This window comes from Leisingera sp. SA215, assembly GCF_055902035.1.
Genome location: NZ_JBVVXU010000005.1, coordinates 47,714 through 73,197, shown reverse-complemented (window position 1 = coordinate 73,197; position 25,484 = coordinate 47,714). Strand labels below are relative to the sequence as shown.

Below are 25,484 nucleotides of genomic sequence, written 5' to 3'. Positions count from 1 at the left end.
GCGTCAGCCCCCGGTCATCGGCGGGAAAAAGGCAACCTCGCGCACGCCAGCCAGCGGCGCATCGAACTCGGACAGCTCCTGATCCAAGGCAACACGCAAGGCAGAGAGATCGGCAAAGGCAGCGGCATAGCGTTCGTCGCAGGCGCGCAACTCCTCAACCAGCTCCGCAACGGTGGCTGCCGAAGTTTCCACCTGCTCGCGCGGCAAGCCGATGCGTTCGCGCACCCAGGCGAAATACAGAATATCCATCAATGGGCCTCCTTCAGATGCGGCAGCGCCTTGCGCAGGTAATCAGCGCCAGTCATCAAGGTGAGCGCTGCTGCAATCCACAGCAGCCACAAACCCAAGCGCCCCGTCCAGATCACACCGGCCTCTTTCCAGCGCAGCCCGAACAGATCCTCCAGTTCGCCTTCGATGATCTGGGAGTAGATCTGATCATCCATGCCAAAGGAAGACATCACCAGGTAATGTTCAAAGATGCCTTGCGAAAACAGCGTAGCGATGGCGATCATTTGCGCGGTGGTCTTCCATTTGGCCAGTTTGGTCACTTTCAGCGTGCCGGCCGTATCGCCCAGATATTCGCGCAAGCCCGAGACAAACACCTCGCGGAACAGGATCACCGTGGCGGGCAGCACCAGCCAGGGGGTCCAATGCTCGGCAGCATAGCCGACGATAATCATCAGCGCGATTACCACCATCGCCTTATCGGCAATCGGGTCCAGCATCGCACCCATCTTGGTTTCCTGTTTCCAAGCCCGCGCCAGGTAGCCGTCAAACCAGTCGGTCACCGCCGCGGTGACAAACAGCAGCAGGGCAAACCAGTCCGCATAGGGACGGGAGAAGTACAGAAACATCACAGCAAGGCCAGGGGCGGCAACGAGCCTCAGCAGCGTGAGAATATTTGGCAAGGTCCACTTCATGCCGCGCACATTATCCGGCTGTTTCGCAAGAGGAAAGCGGCTCTGGTGCAAAATTCCGCCGCTGAGGCGGCGGAAGCCTCCGGCGGACGTATTTTCGGCCAGAAAGAAACTGCAGGAACCAGAATCTCAAGGTCTGCGCCTAGCTGCTGCCGTGGAAGTGGTCATAAATCCGCTCGGCCAGCGCCTCCGAGATCCCCTCCACCGCCCTGAGGTCGGCCAGATTGGCACGGCTCACCGCCTTGGCACTGCCGAAATGGGCCAGCAGGGCGCGTTTGCGGGAGGCGCCGACGCCGGGCACCTCGTCCAGCGGTGTTGCGCTCATCGACTTGGCGCGCTTGGCGCGGTGGGTGCCAATGGCGAACCGGTGCGCTTCGTCCCGCATCCGCTGGATAAAGTACAGCACCGGATCGTTGCGCTGCAGGGCAAAGGCGCTTTCACCGGTGCGGTAAAATTCCTCCTTGCCGTGGTCGCGGTCGACGCCTTTGGCAACCCCTACCATCGGGATGTCCTGCACGCCGTGCTCTGCCATGATCTCGGCCACTGCCGAGACCTGCCCGGCACCGCCGTCGATCAGCAGCAGATCCGGCCACAGGCCCTTGTCGCGATCCGGGTCTTCCTTCAGCAGGCGCGAGAAACGGCGGTTCAGCACCTCCTTCATCATGCCGAAGTCATCGCCGGGCACCAAGTCGTCGCCTTTGATGTTGAACTTGCGGTAGGCGTTTTTCATGAACCCGTCCGGCCCCATCACGATCATGCCGCCCACCGCATTGGTGCCCTGGATGTGGGAGTTGTCGTAGACCTCGATCCGCTGCGGCGGCCCTTCCAGGCCAAACGCCTCGGCCAGGCCGCGCAGCAGCTTGGCCTGCGTCGCGCTTTCGGCCATGCGCCGGGCCAGGCTCTCGCGGGCGTTGCGCACCGCAAAAGCCACCAGCTCGGTCTTTTCGCCGCGCTGGGGCACCAGCAGCTCGACTTTGCGGTCTGCCTTCTCGCTCAGCGCCGCCTCCATCAGATCGGCGTTTTCAACCGCATCCGACAGGATCAGCTGGCGCGGCGGCTCCTTGTTGCCGTAGAACTGCCCGAGGAAGGCCTCCATGACCTCCGCCGGGCTGTTGTCGGCATCCACCCGCGGATAGAAGTCCTGATTGCCCCAGTTCTGATTGGCGCGGATGAAAAACACCTGCACGCAGGCCTGGCCGCCGTCCATATGCAAGCCGATCACATCCGCTTCGGCGACGCCGCGCGGGTTGATGCCCTGGCTGGACTGCACTTGGGTCAGCGCTTTGATGCGATCGCGCAGCGCCGCCGCGCGTTCGAATTCCATTGCCTCCGAGGCCGCCATCATCTGTTCTGCCAGCTCCTCCTGGATCTTGGAGGACCGGCCGGACAGGAACCGTTCGGCGTCGCGCACGCTTTCGGCATAGCCCGCTTCGGAAATCAGTCCCGTGCAGGGTGCCGAACACCGCTTGATCTGATACTGCAGGCAGGGGCGCGTGCGGGCCTCGAACATCGCGTCCGAGCAATTGCGCAGCAGGAACGCCTTTTGCAACTGGTTCAAAGTCCGGTTCACAGCGCCTGCACTGGCAAAGGGGCCGAAATAGCTGCCCTTCTGCTTGCGCGCCCCGCGGTGTTTCTTAATCTGCGGAAACCCGTGATCCTTGGCGACCAGAATATTCGGGAAGCTTTTGTCATCGCGCAAGAGCACGTTGTATTTGGGCTTCAGCTGCTTGATCAGGTTCTGTTCCAGCAGCAGCGCCTCGGTTTCCGTCCGAGTGGTCAGGAACATCATCGAGGCTGTAAGCGCGATCATCCGCTCGATCCGCGGGCTGTTGCCGGGGCGGCTGTAGTTCGACACCCGGGCCTTGAGGTTGCGCGCCTTGCCGACATACAGCACCCGGCTGTCGGCATCCAGCATCCGGTAAACCCCGGGCGACCCATCCAGTGTTTTCAGGTAATCCTGGATCACGGCATAGCCGGTTCTCGGCTTTTCGGCGGGCGAATCCGCGGGGGGGGCAGCGGGCTGGTCAGTCATGTGCCCAGACATATGATTCCCCGCCCCTGGCTGCAATGTTTGCCTGCCCGGATCAAGAGCGGGGAAATCCACCGAAGCTGTGGATAACTACGGAGATATCTTTGGGCTATCCCGCCTTTTCCCTTATTATTTGGTGTTTTCGGACGATTGCTCAATAAATAGGCAATTTGATAACGTGCTGTTTTAAATGCAAATTATTAACCACCCCTGTCAAGGCTTTGAAAACAAATACACTTTTGTAACGCTTTCATGTCAGCAGGTGAACCGGTGCAAAACTTCCAGGGACACAGACATTCCGGCCCCTGTTTGCGTTATTCCAGCCCGTCGCTGTCGGGGGTCTGCCAGCCCAGATGCTGGCCGCCATCAGTGCAAATCATCTGCCCCGTAACCGCCTTTGCCTGCAGCAGATATGACAATGCAGCTGTGATGTCCCCGGCATCCGCGCCCCGCTGCAAGATCGTTGCTGCGCGCTGGCGGGCAAATTGCTCCTGGCTTTGCCGCGGCCCCTGCAAGGTCGGCCCCGGGCCGATGGCGTTGACCCGGATCCGCGGCGCCAGCGCCTGCGCGGCTGTCTGTGTCAGTGTCCACAGTGCAGACTTCGCCAGCGTGTAGCTCATGAAATCAGGTGTCAGCTTGCGCACCCGCTGGTCGATCATATTGACCGCCAGCCCCCAGGCACGCGGCTCACCGCCTGCATCCCGCAGCAGCGGCACCTGCTGTGCAGCCATCGCCTGCAGCAGCACGAAAGGGGCTCGCAGATTGCTGTTCAGATGCCGGTCCCAGCTGTCCCGCGTGGCAGAGGACAGCGTGTCATGCTCGAAAACCGAGGCATTGTTGACAAGGCAGGTGACCGGCCCGCCCAATGCCTTGGCCGCGCGGGGCAGCAGAGCCTGGGCCTGGTCTTCATCCAAGAGATCCGCCTGCAGCACCGCCGCGGCCCGCCCCAGGGCGCGGATCTGCCGCGCTGTGTCCGCAGCCTCCTGAGCTGAGGACACAAAATGGACCGCAACGTCATAGCCGCGCGCGGCCAGCTCCAGCGCCATCGCCCGGCCCAGCCGCCTGCCCGCTCCGGTCACCAATGCCCGCATCTGCTTCTCCCTGCTGCCGCTGCAGTGAAAGAGTTAGAACAGCACGGCCATATACGCCAGATAGAGCGCCGTAAGAATTACGCCCCAGAGGCGGGTGATGTCCTGTTTTAAGAAGACAAAGGGGATCAGAAGCAGCGAGGCGCCCAGCATCACCCAAAGATCGAACCGCAGGAATTCCGGGTCCACACTGATCGGGCCGATAAAGGTGGCGACGCCGATGATGGCCAGCAGGTTGAACATGTTGGAACCGATCACATTGCCCAGCGCCACATCGGCCTGGCGGCGCAGCGCCGCCATCATGGTGGTCGCCAGTTCCGGCAGCGAGGTGCCGACCGCCACCAGCGTCAGGCCGATTACGGTTTCGCTGATGCCGTAGGAATGGGCAATGATGGTGGCATTGTCGACCAGCAGATCGGCCCCCAGCGGCAGGCCGATCAGGCCCAGCAGCAAATAGGTGCCGACACGCCAGTAGGGCATGTCCGGATCGGCTTCCTCGATCTCTTCCAGGTCCGCGTCTGCTGCGCAGCTGTTGCCATTGCGCCGGTGGTTGCGTGCTTCGCGAAAGGCCACGCCCAGTACCAGGAACAGCGCCGCCAGCAGGATCAGACCTGACCAGACGGTGAAGGTGCCGAAATAGGCAAGTGCGATGAACAGCACCGAAGCGGCCAGCATGAAGACATAGTTTTTGCGGGTGCTGCACTCGCTGGTGTGCAAGGCCCGCATCAATGCGGGGATGCCGAGCACCAGCAGGATATTGGCGGTGTTGGAACCGACCACATTGCCCATCGCGATGCCGTCAGCGCCCTCATGCACCGCATTGATGGCAATCAGAAGTTCCGGCGCCGAGGTGCCGAAGGCCACGATCGTCAGGCTGACGATCAGCGCGGGCACCCCCAGCCGCAGGCTGAGGTTCACTGCCCCGCGCACCAGCGCATCGCCTGCCAGCAGCAGGATCACCAGGCCCAGAGCCGAATAAAGCCATGGCATCATTTGCCACGATCTCCTTTTTTGCAGGCACAGGGGCCTTTGCCGATCCGGAAGCGGCCGCAGGAGGGGCAACGCCTGGAATTAATCTGCTTCTGGCCGGGAAACCGCAATTTGCCGAACATGGCCAGCACTGCCATTACCACCAGAAAGAGTGCAACAATCTTGAACAGCACGTCAGAGCCCGAAACGCGCGAATTCGGCCCGCTCCTCGATCCCGGCCAGCGCGTCCTGGGCGGCCTGCATGCCAATGCGGCTGAGCAGCGGTTTCCTGAGGCCATAGCGGCGGAACCGGACCTTGTCGCCAAAGCGCTCCTGCATCTTGGGTTTCAGGTGGCCGATGCCATCAATCAGCCCCAGATCCAAAGCCCTGCGGGCAAGCCAGATCTCGCCTGTGAACAGGTTTTCCTCGCTATCCAGCTTGGCACCGCGGCGGTCTGTGACATGGTCGATGAAATTGGCGTGGATGTCGTTCAGGATCACCTTCAGGCGCTGCACGTCCTCGGGATTTTCCGGCCGGAACGGGTCCAGCATGGATTTGCTCTCACCGGCGGTATAGACCCGGCGCTCCACCCCCTGGCGGGCCAGCAGCACATGGGCGCCGAAACCGGCGGAGATCACCCCGACCGAGCCCAGCACCGAGCTGGCATCCGCCCAGATTTCATCCGCGGCAGCGGCCAGCCAGTAGCCGCCCGACGCCGCCACGTCTTCGACAAAGGCGTAGACCGGGATGTTCCGCTCTTCCGCCAGGCTGCGGATACGGGCACCGATCAACGAGCTTTGCACCGGCGAACCGCCGGGCGAGTTGATTTCCAGCGCCACCGCAGCTGGTTTGCCCTTGCGGAAGGCACGTTCCAGCACCGGCGCCAGCGCGGCATCGCTAAGCGCGCCGCGGCCGGGCATTCCAATGGCGCCATTCAGGCGTACTACTGCCACCAAGGGCTGTCTTTTCAGGAAAGGCAGGTGAAATCTCATGGCGCCGATGTAGAGAGCCGCCCGGGGTGAAACAAGATGCGCGTCCTGGGGAATTGGCGTGAAATGCAAAATCCGCACAGCCGCGGGCATAAATGCAACGCTGGTTTGCACCCGGCAATTACCCAAGGCGGCTCCCGCCCGTCAGGCCGGCGGCTTGCAGCAGCCGCCTTCCCGTTGGGCCGGGCGCCGCGCCGCCGCGCGGCGCAGCCTGCTCTGCCGGTCAAAGACGCAACACCCGGCACGCGCAGCGTGCCGGGCCCAACCGGGAGGGCGCCCAACGGGCACCCGCAGCGGGCGGGAGCCTTCCTGCCCCGCTTCCAGCCCCCGGATCAGGACCGGATGCGCCAGCCGGTCTTGAAGATCCACCAGATGACGCCCATGCAGGCCAGGGTGAAGCCGCCGATTGCGCAGAGGCTCAGCAAAACCGGTACATCCGCCTGGCCGAAGAACGCCCAGCGGAAGCCCGACACCAGGTAGACCACCGGGTTGAACAAGGTGATGGTCTGCCACACCGGCGGCAGCATCGAGATTGAATAGAAAGAGCCGCCCAGGAATACCAGAGGCGTCACCACCAGAAGGGGCACCAGCTGCAGCTGCTCGAAATTCCCGGCCCAGATGCCAATGATGAACCCCATCAGCGAGAAGCTGAGACAGGTCAGCAGCAGAAACGCCACCATGGCAACCGGGTGCTGGATCGACAGATCCACAAACAGCGACGCGGTGCACAGGATCACCACGCCGATAAACAGCGACTTGGTTGCCGCCGCCCCGACAAATCCCGCAACCACCTCCAGGAAATTGATCGGCGCCGACAGGATTTCGTAGATGTTGCCGATGAACTTCGGGAAATAGATCCCGAAGGAGGCATTGGAGATGCTCTGGGTAATCACCGACAGCATGATCAGCCCCGGCACGATGAAGGCGCCGTAGTCTACCCCGTCCACTTCCTGGATCCGGCTGCCGATGGCGCTGCCGAAGACGACGAAATAGAGCGACGTGGACAGCACCGGCGAGATGAAGCTTTGCAGAAACGTGCGCCAGAACCGCGCCATTTCCGCCCTGTAGATGGTGGCAACCGCTGTCCAGTTCATGCTGCGTCCCCTTGAACTGCGTCAGCCGAAGCCCCATCCCCTGAAACAAGCCCGACAAAGATATCTTCCAGACTGGATTCCCGTGTCTGCACATCCGCCAGCACCAGCCCGGCCTGTGCCACGTCATTCAGCAGTGTGGTAATGCCGGTCCGTTCGGCCCTGGTGTCATAGGTGTACAGCAGGGCACCGCCGCCATTCACCAGCTGCAATTCATGCTGCGCCAGCGTTTCGGGTATCGCGTCAACCGGCGTCGTCAGCTGCACCTCCAGCTGCTTCTGCCCCATCCGGGCCATCAGCTGCTCCTTCGCCTCGACCAGCAGCAATTCACCGCCGGTGATCACACCGACCCGGTCGGCAATCGCTTCTGCTTCCTCGATGTAGTGGGTGGTCAGAATGATGGTGACGCCGCCGGCCTTCAGTTCATCCACGATCGCCCACATGTCCTTGCGCAGCTCAACATCCACGCCCGCCGTCGGCTCATCCAGGAACAGGATGCGCGGATCATGCGCCAACGCCTTGGCAATCAGCACCCTGCGCTTCATGCCGCCGGACAGCTCCATGATCTTGGCGTCCCGCTTTTCCCACAACGACAGCTTGCGCAGCACTGCCTCGATCCGCGCCGGATCGGCAGGTTTGCCGAACAGCCCGCGCGAAAAGCTGACGGTGTCATGCACCTTGGCAAAAGGCTCCAGGCTGATCTCCTGCGGAACCAGCCCGATCAGCGCACGGGCGGCGCGGAATTCGGCCACATTGTCGAAGCCGCCGACGCTGACATGGCCCGACGTCGCGGTCGTGATACCGCAAATTGTTGAAATCAGAGTGGTCTTGCCAGCCCCATTGGGGCCGAGCAGAGCCAGGATCTCACCTTCCTCAATATCAAGCGAAACGCCTTTCAGCGCCTCGAAACCGCCGTCATAGACCTTGCGCAGATCGCGGATGGACAGAATGGACGCCATGGTGCCTCCGGCATGTTCTGAAATCGCGGCCACCCTAACGGCGGCCTGCCGCCTCTGCCAGCCCCCGCCTTGCAGACGCGCCTGTGCACCTGCGCAGGGGGGGCAGGCTGGCTCAGCCGCGGCCAGTTACCTTGCTGAACCAGCCCTTCTTTCCGCCCTCTTCCTGCGGACCATCATCCGCGCCCGCCTCCTCCGGCGCCAGATGCGCCTGGAGATTGGCAAAAAACTGATCGGCCATCTTCTTGGCAAAGCCGTCGATGATGCGGCTGCCAAGCTGTGCCAGCTTGCCGCCGACCTTGGCCTCCACCTCATAAGACAACAGCGTGCCGGTTTCCGATGGCGCCAGCGTCACCACCGCCCCGCCCTTGGCAAAACCTGCCGCACCGCCCTTGCCTTCACCGGAAATGGTCAGCGTTTCATTCTCCACCAGATCCGACAGGCTGACCTGGCCCTTGAAGGTGGCCTTCACCGGGCCGACCTTTTGCGTGACCTTGGCCTCAAATCCCTCTTCGGGCGTGCCGGTCACCTCCTGCGCACCGGGCACGCAGGCTTTCAGAACTTCCGGGTCCAAAAGCGCGGCGTATACCGTGGCGGGATCGGCGGCGATTTCCTTCTGGTCAGTCATCTGCATGGCTTGGCCTCCCTGGCGTTATCTCGTTGCCTTCCAGACCTAGCCGCCCGGCAGCAGCCTGCCAAGCCATCTGTCAAAACCAACGGCAGGCCCCACGGGGAATTTTATCTTGACGTCAAGATTAATACCCCCTATCTCGACATCAAGATAAGCAATAGGAAGCATCCGATGAAAATCCTCATCCTTGGCGCCACTGGCGACGTTGGCGGCGCAGCCCTGCGCGCAGCGGTGGCACGCGGTCATCAGGTCACCGCGGCAGCGCGCAAACCGCAGGCGCTGGCAAAGATCAGCCCGCTGGTCACGCCCTGCCCGCTGGATCTGCTGGCCGACCCGCAAGCCGCAGCGGTGGCGGCGCAGGGTCATGACCTGATTATCAGCGCCCTGCGCCCGCCCGCAGGCCGCGAGGCTGATCTGGTGCCGCTGACCCATGCGGCGCTGGAGGCGGCGCAGCAGGCGGGCATCCCGGCTCTGGTCACCGGCGGCGCGGCAACGCTGAAGCTGGCCGATGACAGCGGCCACACGGTGCTGACAGCACCCGGCTTCCTGCCCGCCAGCGTCCGGCCTATTGCCGAGGCTTGTGCCGAACAGGACGCCCTGCTGGAGACCACCGTCTCTGCCAATTGGAGCTGCCTGCGCCCGCCCGCAATCCTGACCGAAGGTCCGGCCACCGGCCGTTATCGTTTCGGCATCGACACGCTGGTGGTGGATGAAGACGGTAACTCACAGATTTCCTTTGCCGACTTCGGGGCTGCGCTGGTGGATCTGGCTGAAACCCCGCGCGGCAACCGCAGCAAACTGACCGTCGCCTGGGGCGCTCCCGCCCCGGCCCTGGCGGTCGGATGACGCCCAAACTTGGGCTGCGTTGAGCCGGGCTGCGCACGTCAGCGCTGCCCGGTTCAACATTTTGACTGGCATCTATGAATGCAAGGCAATGGCAGGCGCTACGTCAATACGGCAGGCCCACATAATTCTCTGCCAGCGAGGCCCGCGCCGCCGCCGAGGAAAACAAGTAGTCCAGATCCGCCCGCTGCAACCGCAGATCGGTCTCGGTTCCTTGCGGGAACCGATGCAGCAGATTGGTCATCCACCAGCTGAAACGCTCCGCTTTCCAGACCCGTGCCAATGCTTTCCCGGAATAGCCGTCCAGCCCGCTGCTGTCGCCCTGCAGATAGTGGTCCTGGAAGCCGTGATAGAGATAGTAAATGTCCGAGGCCGCGGAATTCAGCCCCTTGGCGCCTGTCGGCGGCACGATATGGGCGGCGTCGCCCGCCAGGAACAGATTGCCGTACCGCATCGGCTCCGCCACGAAACTGCGCAATGGCGCGATGGATTTCTCAATCGACGGACCGGTTTCCAACTGCCCGGCCACCTGCTCCGGCAGCCGGCGCTTCAGCTCCGCCCAGAAGGCTGCGTCGCTCCAATCCTCTGCCCGGTCGGTCAGCGGCACCTGGATGTAATAGCGGCTCAGCACCCGGCTGCGCAGCGAGCATAAGGCAAATCCCCGGTCATGGCGGGCATAGATCAGCTCTTCCGCCACCGGCGGCGTTTCCGACAGAACCCCAAGCCAGCCAAACGGATAGACCTTCTCGTATTCTCTCAGCACCTCCGCCGGGATGGATTTGCGGCTGACCCCGTGAAAGCCGTCGGCCCCGACGATGAAATCGCAATCTGCCCGATGGGCCGCGCCATCCTGCTCCCAGGTCACATAGGGGCGCGCGTCCTTCAGCCCATGCGGCTGCACATTCTGCACATCGTGCAGGATCACCCCGTCCATCGCGTCGCGCGCCTCGTATAGATCGCGGGTCACTTCGGTCTGACCGTAGACCATCACCGTCTCACCGCCGGTATGCTTTGCCAGGTCGATCCGGTCCAACCGCCCCTGATGGGCAATATGGAACCCTGCGTGGAGCTCCCCTTCGCTGTCCATCCGCCCGCTGCAGCCCGCCTCGCGCATCAGATTGACGAAACCATGTTCCAGCACCCCTGCCCGGATCCGGCCCAGCACATACTCCCGTGTGTGTTTTTCCAGCACGATCGAGCGGATTCCTCTGCGATCAAGCAGCTGCGACAGCAGCAGCCCCGAAGGCCCGCCGCCAATGATGACAACCTGTGTCTGATGCGTGGACATATGCGTTCCCCATTTTTCCGGCCTAGGCGTGCTGTGTGGATTATGCGCCGCGCGGGCATGTTTGCGAATGGACCCAACACGCCAGTTCTTGTATATTTCGCACATGCCTTCACAGCCCCCCATCGACACCTACAACCTGTTTGGCGAGACCGCTGAACTTGCCGATGTCCTGCATGCGGAAACCATTCGCGCCCGGTCCGAGATGTATGACTGGGAGCTGAGACCGCACCGCCATGCCCGGCTGCACCAGATACTGGTGCTGACCGGCGGTGCGGGAGAGGCGGATCTTGACGGAAACAGCCACACCCTGTCCCCGCCCTGCCTGATCAATGTGCCCCGCGGCGTGGTGCATGGCTTCCGCTTTGGCAACGGCACCGGCGGCTGGGTGATCACGCTCGCTTCGGATCTGCTGGACCAAAGCCTGGCGCCGGGCGAAGGACTGCGCGCAGCGCTGGATCTGCCTGCCGTCCAGCCCTTGCCCGAAGGGTTGCAAAGCCTGGCTGCGCGTCTGTTCCGTGAATACGGAAACAAGGGCTTTGGCCGCGCGCAGATGCTGCGCGGGCTGGCGCTGTCGGTTACCGCGCTGGCGGCCCGCGCCATTGACGCCGCCCAAGGAGAGGATCCGCAAGCCCGGACCAGCCCGCTGTTTGCCAGGTTCGAGGCGTTGGTGGAGCGCGACTTCCGCCTGCGCCGCCCGCTGGCGGACTACGCTTGCGCGCTGGCGGTTTCCGCGACCCACCTCAACCGCATTGCTCATCAGGCCACCGGCCAGCCTGCCTCGGCCCTGATCCGCGCCCGTGTCCTGCGTGAGGCGCGGCGGCTGCTGATCTACACCAACCTGACCGCAGCCCAAGTCGCCTATGAGCTCGGCTTTACCGATCCCGCCCATTTCAGCCGGGTCTTTGCCAAGGGCACCGGACTGCCGCCACGGAAATTCCGCCAGCAGCTTGCCGGAAGCGGCTGATCCGCCGCAGACTGATCCAGCCAGCCATCACGAAAGGGGCCGCAATGCTGCAAGGGATCCGCATTCTGGAGGTCGAAGGCCTGGGCCCCGGCCCCTTCGCGGCAATGACACTGGCCGACCTCGGGGCGGAGGTGATCTGCGTCAATCGCAAGGGCGGCGCCGTTCCCCCCGGAATGCCGGAACGCTCGCTGCTGGACCGGGGCAAACGATCAATTGAGCTGGATCTGAAAGAGCCAGCTGATGCCGGAACGTTTCTGGCCCTGGCCGCCACCGCCGACGGGCTGATCGAGGGGTTCCGCCCCGGCGTGATGGAGCGGCTGGGCCTTGGCCCCGATGCCTGCCGCGCGGCCAATCCGGCGCTGGTCTATGGCCGCATGACCGGCTGGGGACAGGTAAGCCCGCTGGCCCATGCCGCAGGGCATGATCTGAATTACATCGCCCTGTCCGGTGCGCTTTGGTATGCGTCCGCCCCGGGCGATGTGCCGCAAACACCCGCCACGCTGGTCGGCGACATTGGCGGCGGCGCATTGTATCTGGTGGCGGGAATGCTGACCGGCATCCTCAAGGCCAGGTCCACTGGCGAGGGATGCGTGGTGGACGCTGCAATCTATGACGGCTCGGCCCATATGATGAACCTCTTGATGAGCATCCGCCAGGCGGGCAATTTCGGTGCGCAACGCGGTGCAAACCTGCTCGACGGGCCGCATTGGAGCCGCACCTATGCCTGCGCCTGCGGCGGCTTTGTCTCGGTGCAATGCCTGGAGCCGAAATTCTATGCGCTGTTTCTGGAAAAGCTGCAGCTGGCCGATGACCCGGATTTTCAAGAGCAATTCAACACGGCGCTGTGGCCTGTCCTCACCGGCAGGCTCGCCGGGGTCTTTGCCAGCCAGCCGCGTGATCACTGGGCAGCGCTTTTCGTGGGCACCGACGCCTGCGTGGCACCGGTGCTGAACCCCGACGAGGCCCAGGCGCACCCGATGAACAGCCGCGGCACATGGGCCGAGGCGCAGGGCGTGCTTCAAGCCGCCCCCGCCCCGCGGTTTTCAGATCAGCCGCAATGGACGCCGCCGGATATCCCCGAACGCGGCCAGCATACGGAAGAGATCCTGACAGAGCTGCGCCGCCCGTAAGCTCAGTCTTCTGTCTTGGTTTTCTCGGCGGCCGCCTTCATGCGCTTCAGCAGCTCGCTTTTGTCGGTTTGCTTGCCAAACGGGTTCTTCTTGGTCCCTTTGGCATTATGTTCGGCGTGACGAGGTTTGTTCTTGCCCATTTTGGGTGCTCCAGATTTACCGTAATCCACCGTTCAGTCCTTATTCGCGGGGCGTGTTGCAGCGCTGATGCCTGAAACCGCCGCCCGGCACAAGGCCGGGCCGCCGCTGAACCGCTCAGCCGCCGCGGACCGTGTCAATCATCAGCTGCACATTGTCCGGGCTGGCATCGGGTGTGATGCCATGGCCCAGGTTAAAGATATGCGGGCCGTTTTTAAAGGCTTCGACAATACGCCGGGTCTCATCCACCAGATCCTGCCCGCCGGTCACCATATGGCGGGAGGCCAGATTGCCCTGCACGCAACCATCCGCCTGCACATGCGCCGCTGCCCAGGCCGGATCGACCGAGTTGTCCAGCGCCACGCAGTCAATTCCGGTGGCCTTGGCAAAGCCCGCGTATTTCCCGCCCGCTTCCCGCGGGAAGCCGATCACGGGAATGCCCGGATGGCGCGCCTTCAGCGCCGCGGTGATCTGGCGGCAGGGATCCAGCGCATATTTTTGGAACGCCTCCCCCTTCAGCGACCCGGCCCAGCTGTCGAAGATCTTGACAACTTCGGCCCCCGCTTCGATTTGCTTGGACAGGTAATCAATGGTCGCCTCGGTGATCCGCGCCAGCAGCGCCTCGAACAGCGCGGTGTTTTCCTCGCGCAGGGCATGGGCCGGACCCTGATCGGGGGTGCCGCGGCCCGCGATCATATAGGTCGCAACAGTCCAGGGCGCGCCGGCAAATCCGATCAGCGGGGTCTCAGCCGGCAGTTCGCGCGACAGAATGCGGACGGTCTCATAGATCGGGTTCAGGGTCTCGTGGATATCGCACGCGGGGCCGAGCTTGGCAAAGTCGCTCTCCGTGGTGATGGTCGACAGCCGCGGGCCTTCGCCGGTCACAAACCACAAATCAGCCCCCAGCGCCTGCGGGATCAGCAGGATGTCGGCAAACAGGATCGCCGCATCAAAACCATAGCGGCGGATCGGCTGCAGGGTCACTTCGGCGGCCAATTCAGGATTGTAGCACAGCGACAGGAAATCCCCGGCTTCGGCCCGCGTCGCGCGGTATTCCGGCAAATAGCGGCCCGCCTGGCGCATCATCCAGATCGGCGGCACATCCTGTTTTTCACCCGCCAATGCACGCAGCAGCTTCTTTTGTCCGGCCATGTCATCCTCGCTATCATTCGCCCCTGAGGTCACGCCTGCGCGGCCGAATGTCAAGAGCAGGGGCGATCTGCCGCGCCCTGCCCCGGTGCGCCTTGTTCTATATCAAAGCCGGCGCTCTGCCCCCGTGGGACTAGCGCAAAAAACCGGTTTCCTCCGCCGCGCAATCTGATTTAAGGCTTCTTTCATGAAACTGACCCTGCCCTCCCCCGCTTCGCCCCTGAAAATCGGCACCCGCGGATCGCCGCTGGCGCTGGCCCAGGCTTATGAGACCCGCTCCCGCCTCGCCGCCGCCTTCGGCCTGCCGCAGGACGCGTTCGAAATTGTCCCGATCACCACCACCGGCGACAACAAGGCGCTGATCGCGGCCGACAAGCCGCTGAAGGAACTGGGCGGCAAGGGGCTGTTCACCAAGGAGGTGGAAGAGGCCCTGCTGGCAGGCAGTATCGACATTGCGGTGCATTCGATGAAGGACATGCCGGTGCTGCAGCCGGCGGCACTGGCGCTGGACACTTATCTGCCGCGCGAGGATGTGCGCGACGCGTTTATCTCCCCGTCGCTGACCTCGCTGCACGACCTGGCCGAGGGCGCGGTGGTCGGCACCTCTTCCCTGCGCCGCCGCGCACAGCTGCTGAACCGGCGTCCCGGCCTGAAAGTGGTGGACTTCCGCGGCAATGTGCAGACCCGGCTGGGTAAACTGGCCGAGGGCGTTGCCGAATGCACCTTCCTGGCGATGGCCGGTCTCAACCGGCTGGCAATGGACGGTGTGCCGGCCACTCCGATCGAAACGAACGACATGCTGCCCGCCGTGTCCCAGGGCGCCATCGGCATCGAGCGCCGAGCTGACGACAGCCGCGCAGCAGAGATGCTGTCAGCAATCCACCACAGCGAAACCGGCCAGCGGCTGGCCGCTGAACGCGCCTTCCTGGCGGCGCTCGACGGCTCCTGCGAAACCCCGATTGCGGGCTTGGCGGAACTCGACGGCACGACCCTGCGCCTGCGCGGCGAGGTGCTGCGCCTGGACGGTTCGGAAGCGATCAGCGGCGATCAGACTTGTCCGGTCGAAGACGGTGCGGAACTCGGCCGCGAGATGGCGGCGAAGCTGCTGAAGCAGGCCGGCCCGGGCTTCTTCGACTGGAGAGCCTGAGCCGGCCCTCTGAATACACCTCTTGCAAGGCCCCGCCTGCCGCTGCGGGATATTTTCAGCCCGAACAACCGGGCTTCTTTCTGGTTTGCAAATACTCTGGGGGGCCGGCGCCCGGCCAGGCAGTGGGGGCAAAGCCCCCCCTGTTCCCTGCGTCAGATCTGCCCTGACCACCTCAGCCAGGCCTCCGGGCTGCCGCGGAAGGTGTTAAGATCCACGTCGCCCGCCACCCCCGGCACCTCACCGGTGCCGGAATACTGCCAGAAGCTCCAGCTTTCGCCCGGGTAGACCTTGCGCGGATGGCCTGCGACCGAACGCAGCCAGAACTCGGTGCCGCCGAGGCTCCCGATGCCGGTATCGCGGTAGAAATCCACCGTCGTGTAGACCACCGGGCGCTTGCCGTAGTGGCGCTCCAGGATATTCAGGAACTTTCGCGCCTCGGACCGCACCTTGGCGCCGCCGGGCCGGGTTCTGCAGGTGCGGGAGCGGTGGTTCCACTCCATGTCCAGCACGGGCGGCAGCGCGTTTGCATCCTTTGGCACGTTGCGGATGAACCAGCGCGCCTGCTCGGCGGCAGGGCGGCAGAAATAATAATAGTGATAGGCGCCGCGTTTCAGCCCCGCAGCACCCGCGCTGCGCCAGTTGCCGCGGAACATGGCGTCGGTGTGGTCGCCGCCCTCAGTCGCCTTGATATAGGCAAAAGACACGCCCGAACGGCGGACTTTGCGCCAGTCGATATCGCCCTGATAGCGGGAGACATCGATGCCGTGAACCGGATAGGACCAGGGCTTGCGGCCCTCCCAATCATGCGGGTCACGGTCGCCGAACCGGGGATAGGTCCGCAGCCCGGACAGCCGCGCATTGGCAGGCTCGGTGCGGGTGACTTCCGGCACGGCCACCGCCCTCTCGGCCGGCCTGCCGCACCCCGCTGCCAATGCCATTGCCAGAATCCCCAGAACCAGTCTGCGCATGTGATCTGCTCCCTGCCTCGACCTGTTATCAGCTGCTCTTGTCGTTTGGCAGCTGCAATTCACTCTAGCGCAGGCAGGCGCAAAGTCGCGGCCGGCGGCGGTAAATCAGCATAAATCCGCCGGGAGAAAAAACGCGCCGCATCGGGGCGGCGCGTTCGCAATGTCACGGTTGCAGCAATCTCAGACCCATTTGGCCAAAGGCGGCAGGCTCATCAGCACGGCGTTGGCGTCATGGCCGGTCTCCAGCCCGAATTTGGTACCGCGGTCATAGACCAGATTGTATTCCGCATAGAGCCCGCGGTGGATCAGCTGCGCATCCTTGTCGGCCTCGTCAAACTCCTGCACCCGGCGCTTTTCCACCAGCGGCACAAAGGCCGGCAGAAAGGCGCGGCCGATGTTCTGGGTCAGCGCAAAATCCGCCGCCCAGTCGCCGGTGTTCCGGTCATCCATAAAGATCCCGCCCACCCCGCGGGCGCGCTTGCGGTGGGGGATGTAGAAATACTCGTCCGCCCATGCTTTCAGCCGCGGGTACTGGTCCGCCCCATGCGGATCCAGGTGCTGCTTCTGCGTGGCATGGAAATGCGCGGTGTCCTCATCGTATTCGATGCAGGGGTTCAGATCCGAGCCGCCGCCGAACCACCAGGTGTGCGGGGTCCAGAACATCCGGGTGTTCATATGCACCGCCGGCACATGCGGATTGCGCATATGCGCCACCAGCGAAATACCCGAAGCCCAGAACCGCGGATCGTCCTTCATCCCCGGAATGCCCTTGCGCGCCGCCATCGCATTCTGCGCCCGTTCGCCCAGGGTGCCGTAAACTTCGGAAATATTGACGCCGACTTTTTCAAACACCCGGCCGCCGCGCATCACGCTCATCAGCCCGCCGCCCGCGTCCGCGCCATCCTCCGCGCTGCGCTTGGTTTCCGTCACTTCAAACCGGCCCGCCTCCATGTCTGCAAACGGGCCTGCGCCGTGGCTGTCCTCCAGCCCCTCAAAGGCCGCAACGATCTGACCGCGCAGCTCCCGGAACCAGGCTGCAGCCCGGACCTTCTCGTCTTTCATCTCAGCAGTCATTCGGGGTCTTTCCAATCAGTGGACTGGTGCCGCCACCGGATCCAGCAGCGTGCGGCCGCCGTCCAGCGTCAGCACCTGGCCGGTCATGAAACCAGAGGCGTCGGAGGCCAGATACTGCGCCGTCTCGGTCAATTCAGTGGGCGAGGCGATACGGCCCAGCGGCGTATGCGCCTCGATATCCTCGCGGTAGCTGCGATTGTCCTTCAGGGTCGTCCGCATCGACGCGCTCATCACCGATCCGAAAGCAATCGAGTTCACCCGGATCTTGTACGGCGCCAGCGCCACCGACAGGGACCGGGTCGCCTGATCCAGCGCGGCTGAGGCCACCGAATAGGCCATCAGCCCGGGGTGGGTACGGCGCGCGGCAATGGAGGACAGGTTGATGATGCTGCCCAGCGAGCCGCTGCTGTTCTCGTCTTCCTCACCCTGCCGGATCATCCGCTTGGCCACCTGCTGCGACAGGCGCACAGCGGGCAGCAGGCTTTCCATCAGCAGCTGGTCCAGGGTGTCATCGGCGGGGTCCAGCGGATCTGTTGCCACCATCTGGCGCGCGCCGTTCACCAGGATGTCCACCCCGTCAAACGCGTCGATGGTGGCCGACAGCAGGTTGGCAATGGTCAGCCGCTCGCGCAGATCGCCTGCGAAATAGCGGATATTGCTTTCCTCCGCCTGCTCGCCCAGCTCGGCCACCAGCTGCTCCTCATGGGTGTCGGCGAACATCACATTGGCGCCGGCATCAGCAAACTGCTTGCCGATCGCCAGGCCGATGCCGCTCGAGGCGCCGGTCACGATGGCGGTCTTGCCGGAAATCGAAAAAGACATGAAAGGGCACTCCCCTGGGGCAATCTGGGCCGCACGTTAGACCGTGCCTGCCGGTTTGAAAACCGGCATTGCGCCCGGCGCGCAGTTACTTGCGCCGGCGTTTCGGCCGGGCGGCGTGCAGAATCTTGAAGCGGTTGTCGCCGCCCTCCTCGCGCACCTGGGCAAAGCGTTCGCCCAGCACCACCTCATAGGGCAGATGCCGGTTGGCCACCATCCACAGGCTGCCGGAAGGCGCCAGCATGGCCGCCGCCGCGCCGATGAAGGCCTGGCCCAGTGACGGTTCCGCCGTGCGGGTGGTGTGGAACGGCGGGTTCATCACCACGGTGTTCACAGGGCCCGGCGCCTTCCATGTCCGCGCGTCGGCCCAATGAAACTGCGCCCGGCTGTCCGCCGCATTCCGCCGCGCGCAGGCCAGCGCATGGTAATCGGCCTCGGCCAGATGCAGCTCCTCGACACCCTCGCGCTTCAGCACCTCCGACGAGAGAAATCCCCAGCCCGCCCCCAGATCGGCGACACAGCGGCCCAGCTTCTGCGGCAGCGCCGCCGCCAGCATCCGGGAGGCCGGATCGATCCCGTCCGCCGAGAACACGCCCGGCGCGGTGATGAAGCCTTCAACCTGCTGCGGTTCCGCGGGCAGCCACCCGGACAGATCGGTGCCGCCGTCGATCCAGAACACCTTGCCATGCGCTTTGGAGACCGGGGCCGAGGGGGCGCAGCTTTTGCGCAGATCCTTCAGAACCGAATCAATGCCCTCGATCTTGGCGCCGTCAATCAGCACCTGCCCCTGCGTTGCAGCCGCCGCCTGCGCGATCAGCATCCGCGCCAGCGCCTTGGCCCGCGGGATGAAAACCACGGCAGCGGCCAGCACCTCATCCGGTTCCAGCACCGGGGTGCAGGCATAGCCTTGGCCGGCAAAATGGTCGTGGTCCGGGCGGAACGGCTGAACGATCAGCAGCTGGTCCTTGGGCAGGGCCGAAAGATCGTGATCGCTGCGCGGGTGGAACACGGCAATGCGCCCCTCCGGCGGAACAGCAAAGCCGCCCGATTGGGCGGCCAGTGACAGGCGAACAGACATCTAAGAGCCTCTTTATTCTTCTTTTTCCATGGTGCACTGCAGCGGGTGCTGGTGGCGGCGGGCGAAATCCATCACCTGTCCCACCTTGGTTTCAGCCACCTCATGGCTGAACACGCCAACCACGGCAACGCCTTTCTTATGCACTGTCAGCATGATCTCGAACGCCTGCGCGTGGGTCATGCCAAAGAACCGTTCCAGCACCATCACGACGAATTCCATCGGCGTGTAGTCGTCATTCAGCAGCAGCACCTTATAGCGCGGCGGCCGCTTGGTTTTCGGCCGCGTCTTGGTCAGGACGCCGGATTCCGTGTCGTCGTCTGAATGGTCGGTCATCATGATGTGCTGCAGCGGCATAAGCAATTTGATCCGTTGATGCGTGGATTTTCCTGTGAGGCTTATATAGCCTCTATACTGTGCAGGAAAAGAGTCTGAGACCCGTAGATTGATACGTAATTTGACAACAATCGGCTTTGATGCCGACGATACCCTTTGGCACAACGAACGGTTCTTCCGCGTCACGCAGGAAAGATTCGCCGAATTGCTAATGGATCACACCCCCGCCGACATCGGCCCGCAGCAGCTGGAACGGCGGCTGCTGGATGCCGAAAAGCGCAATCTGGGGCGCTATGGCTACGGGGTGAAGGGATTCACGCTCTCAATGATCGAAACCGCGATCGAGGTGACGCAGGAACACCTGCCTGCCGCTGTGATCAAAGAACTGATCACCGCGGGCCAGATGATGCTGTCATACCCGATCGAACTGCTGCCCCATGCGCGCGAAGCGGTGGAGGCGGTTGCCGGCCGGTACAAAGTGGTGCTGATCACCAAGGGCGACCTCCTGGACCAGGAACGCAAGCTGGCGCAATCGGGCCTGGGCGAGCTGTTCGACGGGGTCGAGGTGGTCTCGGAGAAAACACCGGAGGTTTACCTGGACATCTTCCGCCGTCACGGCGACGGCGCTGAGCGGGCAATGATGATCGGCAACTCAATGCGCTCGGACGTGGTGCCGGTGATCAAGGCCGGCGGCTGGGGCACCTATGTGCCGCACGGGCTGGTCTGGGAGGTGGAGCATGCCGAAGCCCCCGAACACAGCTCCCGCTATACCGAGATCGCCGATCTGGGCGGGCTGGCGGATTTGGTGGAGCAGCTTGGCTGACAGTCACAGCCCCCCGTTTGATTTCCGGCGCAGCCCTAAACCCTGGGGCGGCACGCTTTTCATCGCACCGGCAATGGCATAACAGCACCCGCACAGCCTTGGGAGACGCCGGAAGATGCCGCACGCCGAACTGAAATTCTCCAGCGATCTGGAATTCGACGCCAAATCCATCCTGGCCGAAATCGAGACCGTGATCCTGAAACACAGCAGCGGCGCCGGCGCCTGCAAGGGCCGGGCCTATCCGGCAGAGCAGTTTCACCACAGCCATATCGCCATCACTGTGGCCCTGCTGGCCAAGCCGCATCGGGACGCGGCATTTTCCCGCGCCCTGCTGGCGGATCTCGAATCCCTGATCAAGGCGCGGTTGTCCCAGCCCTGCAAATTCTCCCTCGGCCTCAGCTATTCCCCCCCCTTCTACGTGACCAATTTTCACGCGGTTTAACGGCGCAGTCCCGGCGTATAGGGCCGCGGGACAGGAAATCGGCTGCTCTGCAATCGGGAAAACTCAACTTTTTTCGGTAACCTTTTGTTAGCACTTACTGCATCTTGCGGCACCTTCCGGCACCCCCACAAGATGCCGGCAGAACAGCGGGCGTAGTGCTCAGCAGCCCCTGTCGCCGCGGTTTATTCCTTGGCAACCTTATGGTAGGCTTTTGCTCACAGGCAAAATCGTCAGCCGGAAAACCGGCGGCATGAGGCAAACATGGCAGTGATCACGCAGGTCAATCCGGCGTCAGGCCGGTATTTCCGTACCCGGTTCCTATGGGCAGCCGCGGTTTTTCTTATTGCAGCAATTGTGCTGGCTCTCCAGCCGCACCGGGCTGCTGCGGCACCCTATGCGGCGATGGTGATTGATTCCCGGACCGGCGAGGTGCTGCATTCGCGCAATGCCGACACCCGTCTTCACCCGGCATCCCTGACCAAGATGATGACCCTTTACATCGCCTTCGAAGCGGTGCGGAACGGCGAAATCTCGCTTGATACCAAAGTTAAGATCAGCCGCAACGCCGCCGCTGAGCCGCCCTCGAAACTGGGCCTGCGCTCCGGCCAGCGGATTGCCTTCCGCTACCTGATCCGCGCTGCAGCCGTGAAATCCGCCAATGACGCCGCGACCGCCATCGGCGAGACGCTGTCCGGCTCCGAGGCCGCCTTTGCCCGCCGCATGAACCGCACCGCCAGGGCGCTGGGGATGAGCCGCACAACCTTTAAGAACGCGCATGGCCTGACTGCCAGCGGGCATCTGTCGACGGCCCGCGACATGACCACACTGGGGCGGCATCTGCTTTATGACTACCCCGAATATTACAACCTGTTCTCGCGCCGCACCACCAATGCCGGCGTGCGCGAAGTGCCCAATACCAACCGCCGCCTGCTGGCCAGCTACCGCGGCGCCGACGGGATCAAGACCGGCTATACCCGCGCCGCCGGCTCCAATCTGGTGGCCTCGGCCAAACGCGGCAACGAACGGATCATCGCAACGGTGTTCGGCGGCACATCCTCCACCGCCCGCAATGCCAAAGTGGCGGAACTGCTGGACCTCGGCTTCCGCCGTGCGCCGACGCGGGCGGCCCTGCGCAAGCCGCAGCGGCCCGCCTACCAAGGCACCGGCGTGGTCATAGCGGACGCAGGGGGCAGCAGCAGCGAAGGCGCTGCAGGCAAGACCATCCGGGTCAGCGGCCAGGTCAACACCAGTTTGCGGCCCAGGACGCGCCCGGGCCTCAGCGAGTCGCCGGTGCTGGTGGCCGCACTTGAAGAAGCGCTGCAGACACCGCCCGCCAAGGACGCGTCACCTGCTGAAGCTGCCGACCAAACCGGAAAGATTGAAAATGTCCAGACCGTCAGCGCCGCAGGCGCGCTGCAGGGGGAGGCCATCCGCAACAGCATCGCCGTTGCCCTCGCCGAAGCAGAGGCAGAACCCGCGCCGGCAGCCCGGCCCGCAACAGCCACGGTCATCGCTGCGGTGCAACAGGCGCCCTTCACCGGCCTGCGGCCCGCAGCCCGCCCGGCCAGCCTGGCCGATGCGGCCGCCTCACCCGAACCGGAGCCGGTGGTTGTGACCCGTCTCTCCACTTCCGGCGGCCGTTACTGGGGCGTCAATGTTGGCCTCTACACCAACCGCTACCAAGCCGAAAAGGTGCTGCTGCGCACCGCGATGTCGGAGCTGGAAACGCTGGACGGGTCGCTGCGCAAGGTGGCCAAGACCCGCCGCGGGTTCGAAGCCAATTTCCTCGGCATGAGCCAGGAGCAGGCGGAACTGGCCTGCCGCCGCCTGAACGCCCGCAACGTGACCTGCAAACCGATCGGCCCGTCCTGAGCCGGGGTCAAAACCCTGCAACGGTACAGCAAACCATACTAAAGGCGCCCCCGCGGCGCCTTTTCCATGCCGGATGCCACCTTCGTGCCGGAAACATGCCGCCCATCAGCCGCTCCCGCCCGTCGTCAGTCTTTCTTGCAAAAAGACTTCCTCCCGTTGGGCGTGGGGGAGAGGCAGGGGCGGGGGCGAGGCCAAAAGAAACCAAGGGGGGTGGGGGTAGGCCCCCCTTTTCTCTTTTCCTTCCAAAAAACCTCTCCCCTTTTTGTGTGCCCCCCCCCCCCCCCCCCCCCCCCCCCCCCCCAACGCCGCCAAGGGGCTCTGGCGCCAGCCAGCGCAGCTGCGGGGGCGGGAGAGCTTTGTTTCCGGACAGGATCTCAGGGCTTTGGCTTGTCGTCCCACTCATCGCTCAGGATGCGGCGGGAGTCGCCTTCCGGGTCGTCATACTGGTTGCTGCGCACGGTGTAGATAAAGGCCGCCAGCCCCACCGAGCCGAGGATCAGCGAAATCGGGATCAGATAGGCAAGGACGCTCATGGCTTCAGGTCCGCTTTGGCAGGCGCCGGCTTATCGCAGCCGCAGCGCATTGAGGGAGACGCTTATGGAAGAGGTAGACATCGCCAGCGCCGCAATCAAGGGCGTCGCCAGCCCGGCAATCGCCAGCGGCACCGCAATCACGTTGTAGAGCGTGGCAATGCGGAAGTTCTCGCGGATCCGGCGGGTCGCCTTTTGCGCCACGCCGCAGGCCTCGGCAATCGGCGAAAGATCCTGCCCCAGCAGAACGATATCCGAGGCCACCCGTGCCGCATCCAGCGCCGATGCGGGGGAGATCGACACATGCGCCGCTGTCAGCGCCGCGGTGTCATTCAGCCCATCGCCCACCATCAGAACTTTTCTGCCTTGCGCTGTCAGCATCTGCACACGGGCGCATTTGTCAGCCGGCAGCGCCTCGGCCACCCAGTTGCTGATGCCCAGCCGCCCGGCCAGATCCTCCACCGCACCGGCGGTGTCGCCGGAGACCAGAAGCACTTCCTTGCCGGCCTCCTGCAGCGCCTGCACCGCCTCCGCGGCACCGGGACGCAAGGCATCGGTGAACAAAAACGCCTTGGCCTCCCCTGCCCCGCTGTCGAGCCAGGCCGCCGTCTGGCTGCCCTGCTGTGCGCCGGCCCAGGCCGCCCGGCCCAGCCGCACGGGCCGGCCGCGGAACAGGCCTTCGGTGCCATAGCCAGGCACCTCAGCCACCTTCTGCACCTGGGCAGCAGAGACCCCGGCGTCGCGGGCTGCGCCGGCCAGCGCCACTGACAGCGGATGCGAAGAGCCTTCGGCCAGGGCCAGCGCGATCTCCAGATCCGCGCGGGCGTGCCCGCCCAGATTGGTGACCTCCGGCGTGCCGGCGGTCAGCGTCCCGGTCTTGTCAAACACCACCGTATCGACCTCCGCCAGCCGCTCCAGCGCGGTGGCGTGTTTGATCAGCATGCCCCGTCTGAACAGCCGGCCGGAGGCGGCGGTGGTCACCGCAGGCACCGCAAGGCCCAGCGCGCAGGGGCAGGTGATGATCAGCACCGCCGCGGCGATGTTCAGCGCCATGCGGATGTCGAACGTCCACAGATACCAGCCGGCAAAGGCCAGCGCCGACAGGATATGCACACCGGGTGCGTATAGCTTGGCGGCACTGTCGGCGAGCGAAGTATAGCGCGACCGCCCCGACTCGGCGATGGCCACCAGATCGGCCATCCGGTGCAGCGAGGTATCCTCGCCCACTGCCGTTGTCCGGATGGTCAGCGGGCCAGTAAGGTTCACCTCCCCGGCAGAGACCGCCAGACCAGGCGCTGCAAACACCGGCAGCGTTTCCCCGGTCAGCAGCGAGCGGTCGAGCTCCGACTGGCCTGACACGATCTCGCCATCCACCGGCATCCGCCCGCCAGGGCGCACCAGGATCAGATCGCCAATCGCCAGATCCGCCACCGGCACCTCGTGTTCCTTGTCATCCAGCAGCCGGATCGCCCGCGGCACTTCCAGCGCCGCCAGCTCCTCGGCGGCGGAGCGCGCCACCGCACGGGTGCGGTAGTCCAGATAGCGGCCCGCCAGCAGGAAGAACGTCAGTGTCAGCGCAGCATCGAAATAGGCGTGTTCGCCCGACAGCGACGTCTCCCACAGCGAGGTAGCCAGCGCCAATACCAGCGCCAGCGCAATCGGCACATCCATGTTCAACCGCCCCACCCGCAAGGCGCTCCAGGCGTTACGAAAAAACGGCTGGGCGGCAAAGATGATGGCTGGAAAGGCGATCGCGGCAGAGATCCAATGGAACATGTCCCGCGTCGCATCCGAGGCCCCGGACCAGACCGAGACCGACAGCAGCATCACATTCATCGAGGCAAAACCCGCCACCGCCAGCCGCATCAGCAGGTCACGCCCCGCCTTGTCGTTCTGTGTTGCCGCCAGCGCCGCCAAGTCCAGCTCATGTGCCTCATATCCGATGCTTTCCAGCACCGGGATCAAGTCCGCCGCCCGCAGGTCCGGCTCGGCCTCGATCAACGCGCGTTTCAGCGTCAGATTGACCCGCGCCGAATGGATACCGGGGTGCCCGTTCAACTCCCGCTCCACCGCGGAAATACAGGCCTGGCAGTGGATGCCGGGCAAGGACAGCGCCAGCCGCGCCTCGGCCGGGGCCTGTTCCCCGCCGTCATGCGGGGCCGCGACACAGGCCGGACAGGCGGCAAGCGTGGGGCGGATCCGCGCGGTCATGAGG

General features: G+C 64.1%; 26 protein-coding genes. 7 read left to right on the top strand and 19 right to left on the bottom strand.

Going from position 1 to position 25,484, the window contains the following annotated elements; translation table 11 throughout:
• Window positions 1-3 precede the first annotated feature (3 nt).
• From moaD to AC0KW6_RS07365, 9 genes are all read right to left on the bottom strand, one after another.
• A complete protein-coding gene (gene moaD, locus AC0KW6_RS07405) occupies window positions 4-249 on the bottom strand; it encodes a molybdopterin converting factor subunit 1 (RefSeq protein ID WP_024088889.1) in 246 nt (81 codons plus the stop codon).
• Window positions 249-920 carry a CDP-diacylglycerol--glycerol-3-phosphate 3-phosphatidyltransferase gene (pgsA, locus tag AC0KW6_RS07400; protein WP_474034576.1) on the bottom strand — a complete coding sequence of 224 codons (672 nt, stop codon included), beginning with the start codon at window positions 918-920 and terminating at the stop codon, window positions 249-251. The genes moaD and pgsA overlap by 1 nt, the downstream gene beginning before the upstream one ends.
• A 139-nt stretch (window positions 921-1,059) precedes the next feature.
• A complete protein-coding gene (gene uvrC, locus AC0KW6_RS07395; protein ID WP_323778384.1) occupies window positions 1,060-2,949 on the bottom strand; it encodes an excinuclease ABC subunit UvrC in 1,890 nt (629 codons plus the stop codon).
• Between the two features lie 311 nt (window positions 2,950-3,260).
• Entirely contained in the window at window positions 3,261-4,037 is a 777-nt protein-coding gene (locus AC0KW6_RS07390) for an SDR family oxidoreductase (protein ID WP_323778382.1), read from the bottom strand.
• A gap of 33 nt (window positions 4,038-4,070) precedes the next feature.
• Window positions 4,071-5,027 (bottom strand): calcium/sodium antiporter, encoded by a 957-nt coding sequence (locus AC0KW6_RS07385; protein WP_474034575.1) that lies wholly within the window; start codon window positions 5,025-5,027, stop codon window positions 4,071-4,073.
• 171 nt (window positions 5,028-5,198) lie between these two features.
• Window positions 5,199-5,996 (bottom strand): S49 family peptidase, encoded by a 798-nt coding sequence (locus tag AC0KW6_RS07380; RefSeq protein WP_474034574.1) that lies wholly within the window; start codon window positions 5,994-5,996, stop codon window positions 5,199-5,201.
• Window positions 5,997-6,325: 329 nt separating this feature from the next.
• Window positions 6,326-7,087 carry an ABC transporter permease gene (locus tag AC0KW6_RS07375; RefSeq protein WP_323778377.1) on the bottom strand — a complete coding sequence of 254 codons (762 nt, stop codon included), beginning with the start codon at window positions 7,085-7,087 and terminating at the stop codon, window positions 6,326-6,328.
• A complete protein-coding gene (locus AC0KW6_RS07370) occupies window positions 7,084-8,043 on the bottom strand; it encodes an ABC transporter ATP-binding protein (RefSeq protein ID WP_323778375.1) in 960 nt (319 codons plus the stop codon). Before AC0KW6_RS07370 ends, AC0KW6_RS07375 begins: the two co-directional genes overlap by 4 nt.
• Window positions 8,044-8,155: 112 nt before the next feature.
• A complete protein-coding gene (locus AC0KW6_RS07365) occupies window positions 8,156-8,674 on the bottom strand; it encodes a CoxG family protein (protein WP_474034573.1) in 519 nt (172 codons plus the stop codon).
• A 168-nt stretch (window positions 8,675-8,842) separates the two neighbouring features.
• Between AC0KW6_RS07365 and AC0KW6_RS07360 the strand changes: the two genes are divergently transcribed.
• Window positions 8,843-9,517 (top strand): NAD(P)-dependent oxidoreductase, encoded by a 675-nt coding sequence (locus tag AC0KW6_RS07360; RefSeq protein ID WP_474034572.1) that lies wholly within the window; start codon window positions 8,843-8,845, stop codon window positions 9,515-9,517.
• A 103-nt stretch (window positions 9,518-9,620) separates the two neighbouring features.
• Here the strand turns inward: AC0KW6_RS07360 and pobA are convergent, their stop codons facing one another.
• Entirely contained in the window at window positions 9,621-10,802 is a 1,182-nt protein-coding gene (gene pobA / locus AC0KW6_RS07355; RefSeq protein WP_474034571.1) for a 4-hydroxybenzoate 3-monooxygenase, read from the bottom strand.
• 103 nt (window positions 10,803-10,905) lie between these two features.
• Here pobA and AC0KW6_RS07350 point away from each other — a divergent pair, with 103 nt between their 5' ends.
• Entirely contained in the window at window positions 10,906-11,766 is an 861-nt protein-coding gene (locus tag AC0KW6_RS07350; protein ID WP_474034570.1) for a helix-turn-helix domain-containing protein, read from the top strand.
• 44 nt (window positions 11,767-11,810) lie between these two features.
• Entirely contained in the window at window positions 11,811-12,896 is a 1,086-nt protein-coding gene (locus tag AC0KW6_RS07345; protein ID WP_474034569.1) for a CaiB/BaiF CoA transferase family protein, read from the top strand.
• 2 nt (window positions 12,897-12,898) lie between these two features.
• Here the strand turns inward: AC0KW6_RS07345 and AC0KW6_RS07340 are convergent, their stop codons facing one another.
• Both AC0KW6_RS07340 and hemE read right to left on the bottom strand, forming a co-directional pair.
• Entirely contained in the window at window positions 12,899-13,036 is a 138-nt protein-coding gene (locus AC0KW6_RS07340) for a hypothetical protein (protein ID WP_169731229.1), read from the bottom strand.
• Between the two features lie 115 nt (window positions 13,037-13,151).
• A complete protein-coding gene (hemE, locus tag AC0KW6_RS07335) occupies window positions 13,152-14,186 on the bottom strand; it encodes a uroporphyrinogen decarboxylase (RefSeq protein ID WP_474034568.1) in 1,035 nt (344 codons plus the stop codon).
• 184 nt (window positions 14,187-14,370) lie between these two features.
• On the opposite strand from hemE, the gene hemC reads away from it, so the two are divergent.
• Window positions 14,371-15,330 carry a hydroxymethylbilane synthase gene (gene hemC, locus AC0KW6_RS07330; protein ID WP_474034567.1) on the top strand — a complete coding sequence of 320 codons (960 nt, stop codon included), beginning with the start codon at window positions 14,371-14,373 and terminating at the stop codon, window positions 15,328-15,330.
• A gap of 152 nt (window positions 15,331-15,482) precedes the next feature.
• Here the strand turns inward: hemC and AC0KW6_RS07325 are convergent, their stop codons facing one another.
• The 5 genes from AC0KW6_RS07325 to clpS all read right to left on the bottom strand — a co-directional run bounded on the left by AC0KW6_RS07325 (window position 15,483) and on the right by clpS (window position 19,605).
• Complete coding sequence (locus tag AC0KW6_RS07325; RefSeq protein WP_323778360.1) at window positions 15,483-16,298, bottom strand: glycoside hydrolase family 25 protein; 816 nt, start codon at window positions 16,296-16,298, stop codon at window positions 15,483-15,485.
• Window positions 16,299-16,478: 180 nt separating this feature from the next.
• On the bottom strand, window positions 16,479-17,372 hold the full coding sequence (hemF, locus tag AC0KW6_RS07320) for an oxygen-dependent coproporphyrinogen oxidase (RefSeq protein ID WP_323778358.1): 894 nt from the start codon (window positions 17,370-17,372) through the stop codon (window positions 16,479-16,481).
• Window positions 17,373-17,387: 15 nt separating this feature from the next.
• Window positions 17,388-18,194: an SDR family NAD(P)-dependent oxidoreductase gene (locus AC0KW6_RS07315; protein ID WP_474034566.1), complete on the bottom strand. Its 807-nt coding sequence runs from the start codon at window positions 18,192-18,194 to the stop codon at window positions 17,388-17,390.
• Between the two features lie 85 nt (window positions 18,195-18,279).
• Complete coding sequence (locus AC0KW6_RS07310; RefSeq protein WP_474034565.1) at window positions 18,280-19,269, bottom strand: class I SAM-dependent methyltransferase; 990 nt, start codon at window positions 19,267-19,269, stop codon at window positions 18,280-18,282.
• A gap of 12 nt (window positions 19,270-19,281) precedes the next feature.
• The gene (gene clpS / locus AC0KW6_RS07305; protein WP_036762377.1) at window positions 19,282-19,605 is read right to left on the bottom strand and encodes an ATP-dependent Clp protease adapter ClpS; all 324 of its coding nucleotides are present in this window, start codon (window positions 19,603-19,605) and stop codon (window positions 19,282-19,284) included.
• Window positions 19,606-19,711: 106 nt separating this feature from the next.
• Between clpS and AC0KW6_RS07300 the strand changes: the two genes are divergently transcribed.
• The 3 genes from AC0KW6_RS07300 to AC0KW6_RS07290 all read left to right on the top strand — a co-directional run bounded on the left by AC0KW6_RS07300 (window position 19,712) and on the right by AC0KW6_RS07290 (window position 22,739).
• Window positions 19,712-20,425 carry an HAD family hydrolase gene (locus AC0KW6_RS07300; RefSeq protein ID WP_323778353.1) on the top strand — a complete coding sequence of 238 codons (714 nt, stop codon included), beginning with the start codon at window positions 19,712-19,714 and terminating at the stop codon, window positions 20,423-20,425.
• Between the two features lie 115 nt (window positions 20,426-20,540).
• Window positions 20,541-20,867 carry a hypothetical protein gene (locus tag AC0KW6_RS07295; RefSeq protein ID WP_323778352.1) on the top strand — a complete coding sequence of 109 codons (327 nt, stop codon included), beginning with the start codon at window positions 20,541-20,543 and terminating at the stop codon, window positions 20,865-20,867.
• A gap of 261 nt (window positions 20,868-21,128) precedes the next feature.
• Window positions 21,129-22,739, top strand: coding sequence for a D-alanyl-D-alanine carboxypeptidase family protein (locus AC0KW6_RS07290; RefSeq protein ID WP_474034564.1), 1,611 nt, complete (start codon window positions 21,129-21,131; stop codon window positions 22,737-22,739).
• A 374-nt stretch (window positions 22,740-23,113) separates the two neighbouring features.
• Here the strand turns inward: AC0KW6_RS07290 and ccoS are convergent, their stop codons facing one another.
• Together ccoS and AC0KW6_RS07280 are read right to left on the bottom strand one after the other, a co-directional pair.
• Window positions 23,114-23,272 (bottom strand): cbb3-type cytochrome oxidase assembly protein CcoS, encoded by a 159-nt coding sequence (gene ccoS / locus AC0KW6_RS07285; RefSeq protein ID WP_323784112.1) that lies wholly within the window; start codon window positions 23,270-23,272, stop codon window positions 23,114-23,116.
• A 30-nt stretch (window positions 23,273-23,302) separates the two neighbouring features.
• Entirely contained in the window at window positions 23,303-25,480 is a 2,178-nt protein-coding gene (locus AC0KW6_RS07280) for a heavy metal translocating P-type ATPase (RefSeq protein WP_474034563.1), read from the bottom strand.
• Window positions 25,481-25,484: the final 4 nt, after the last annotated feature.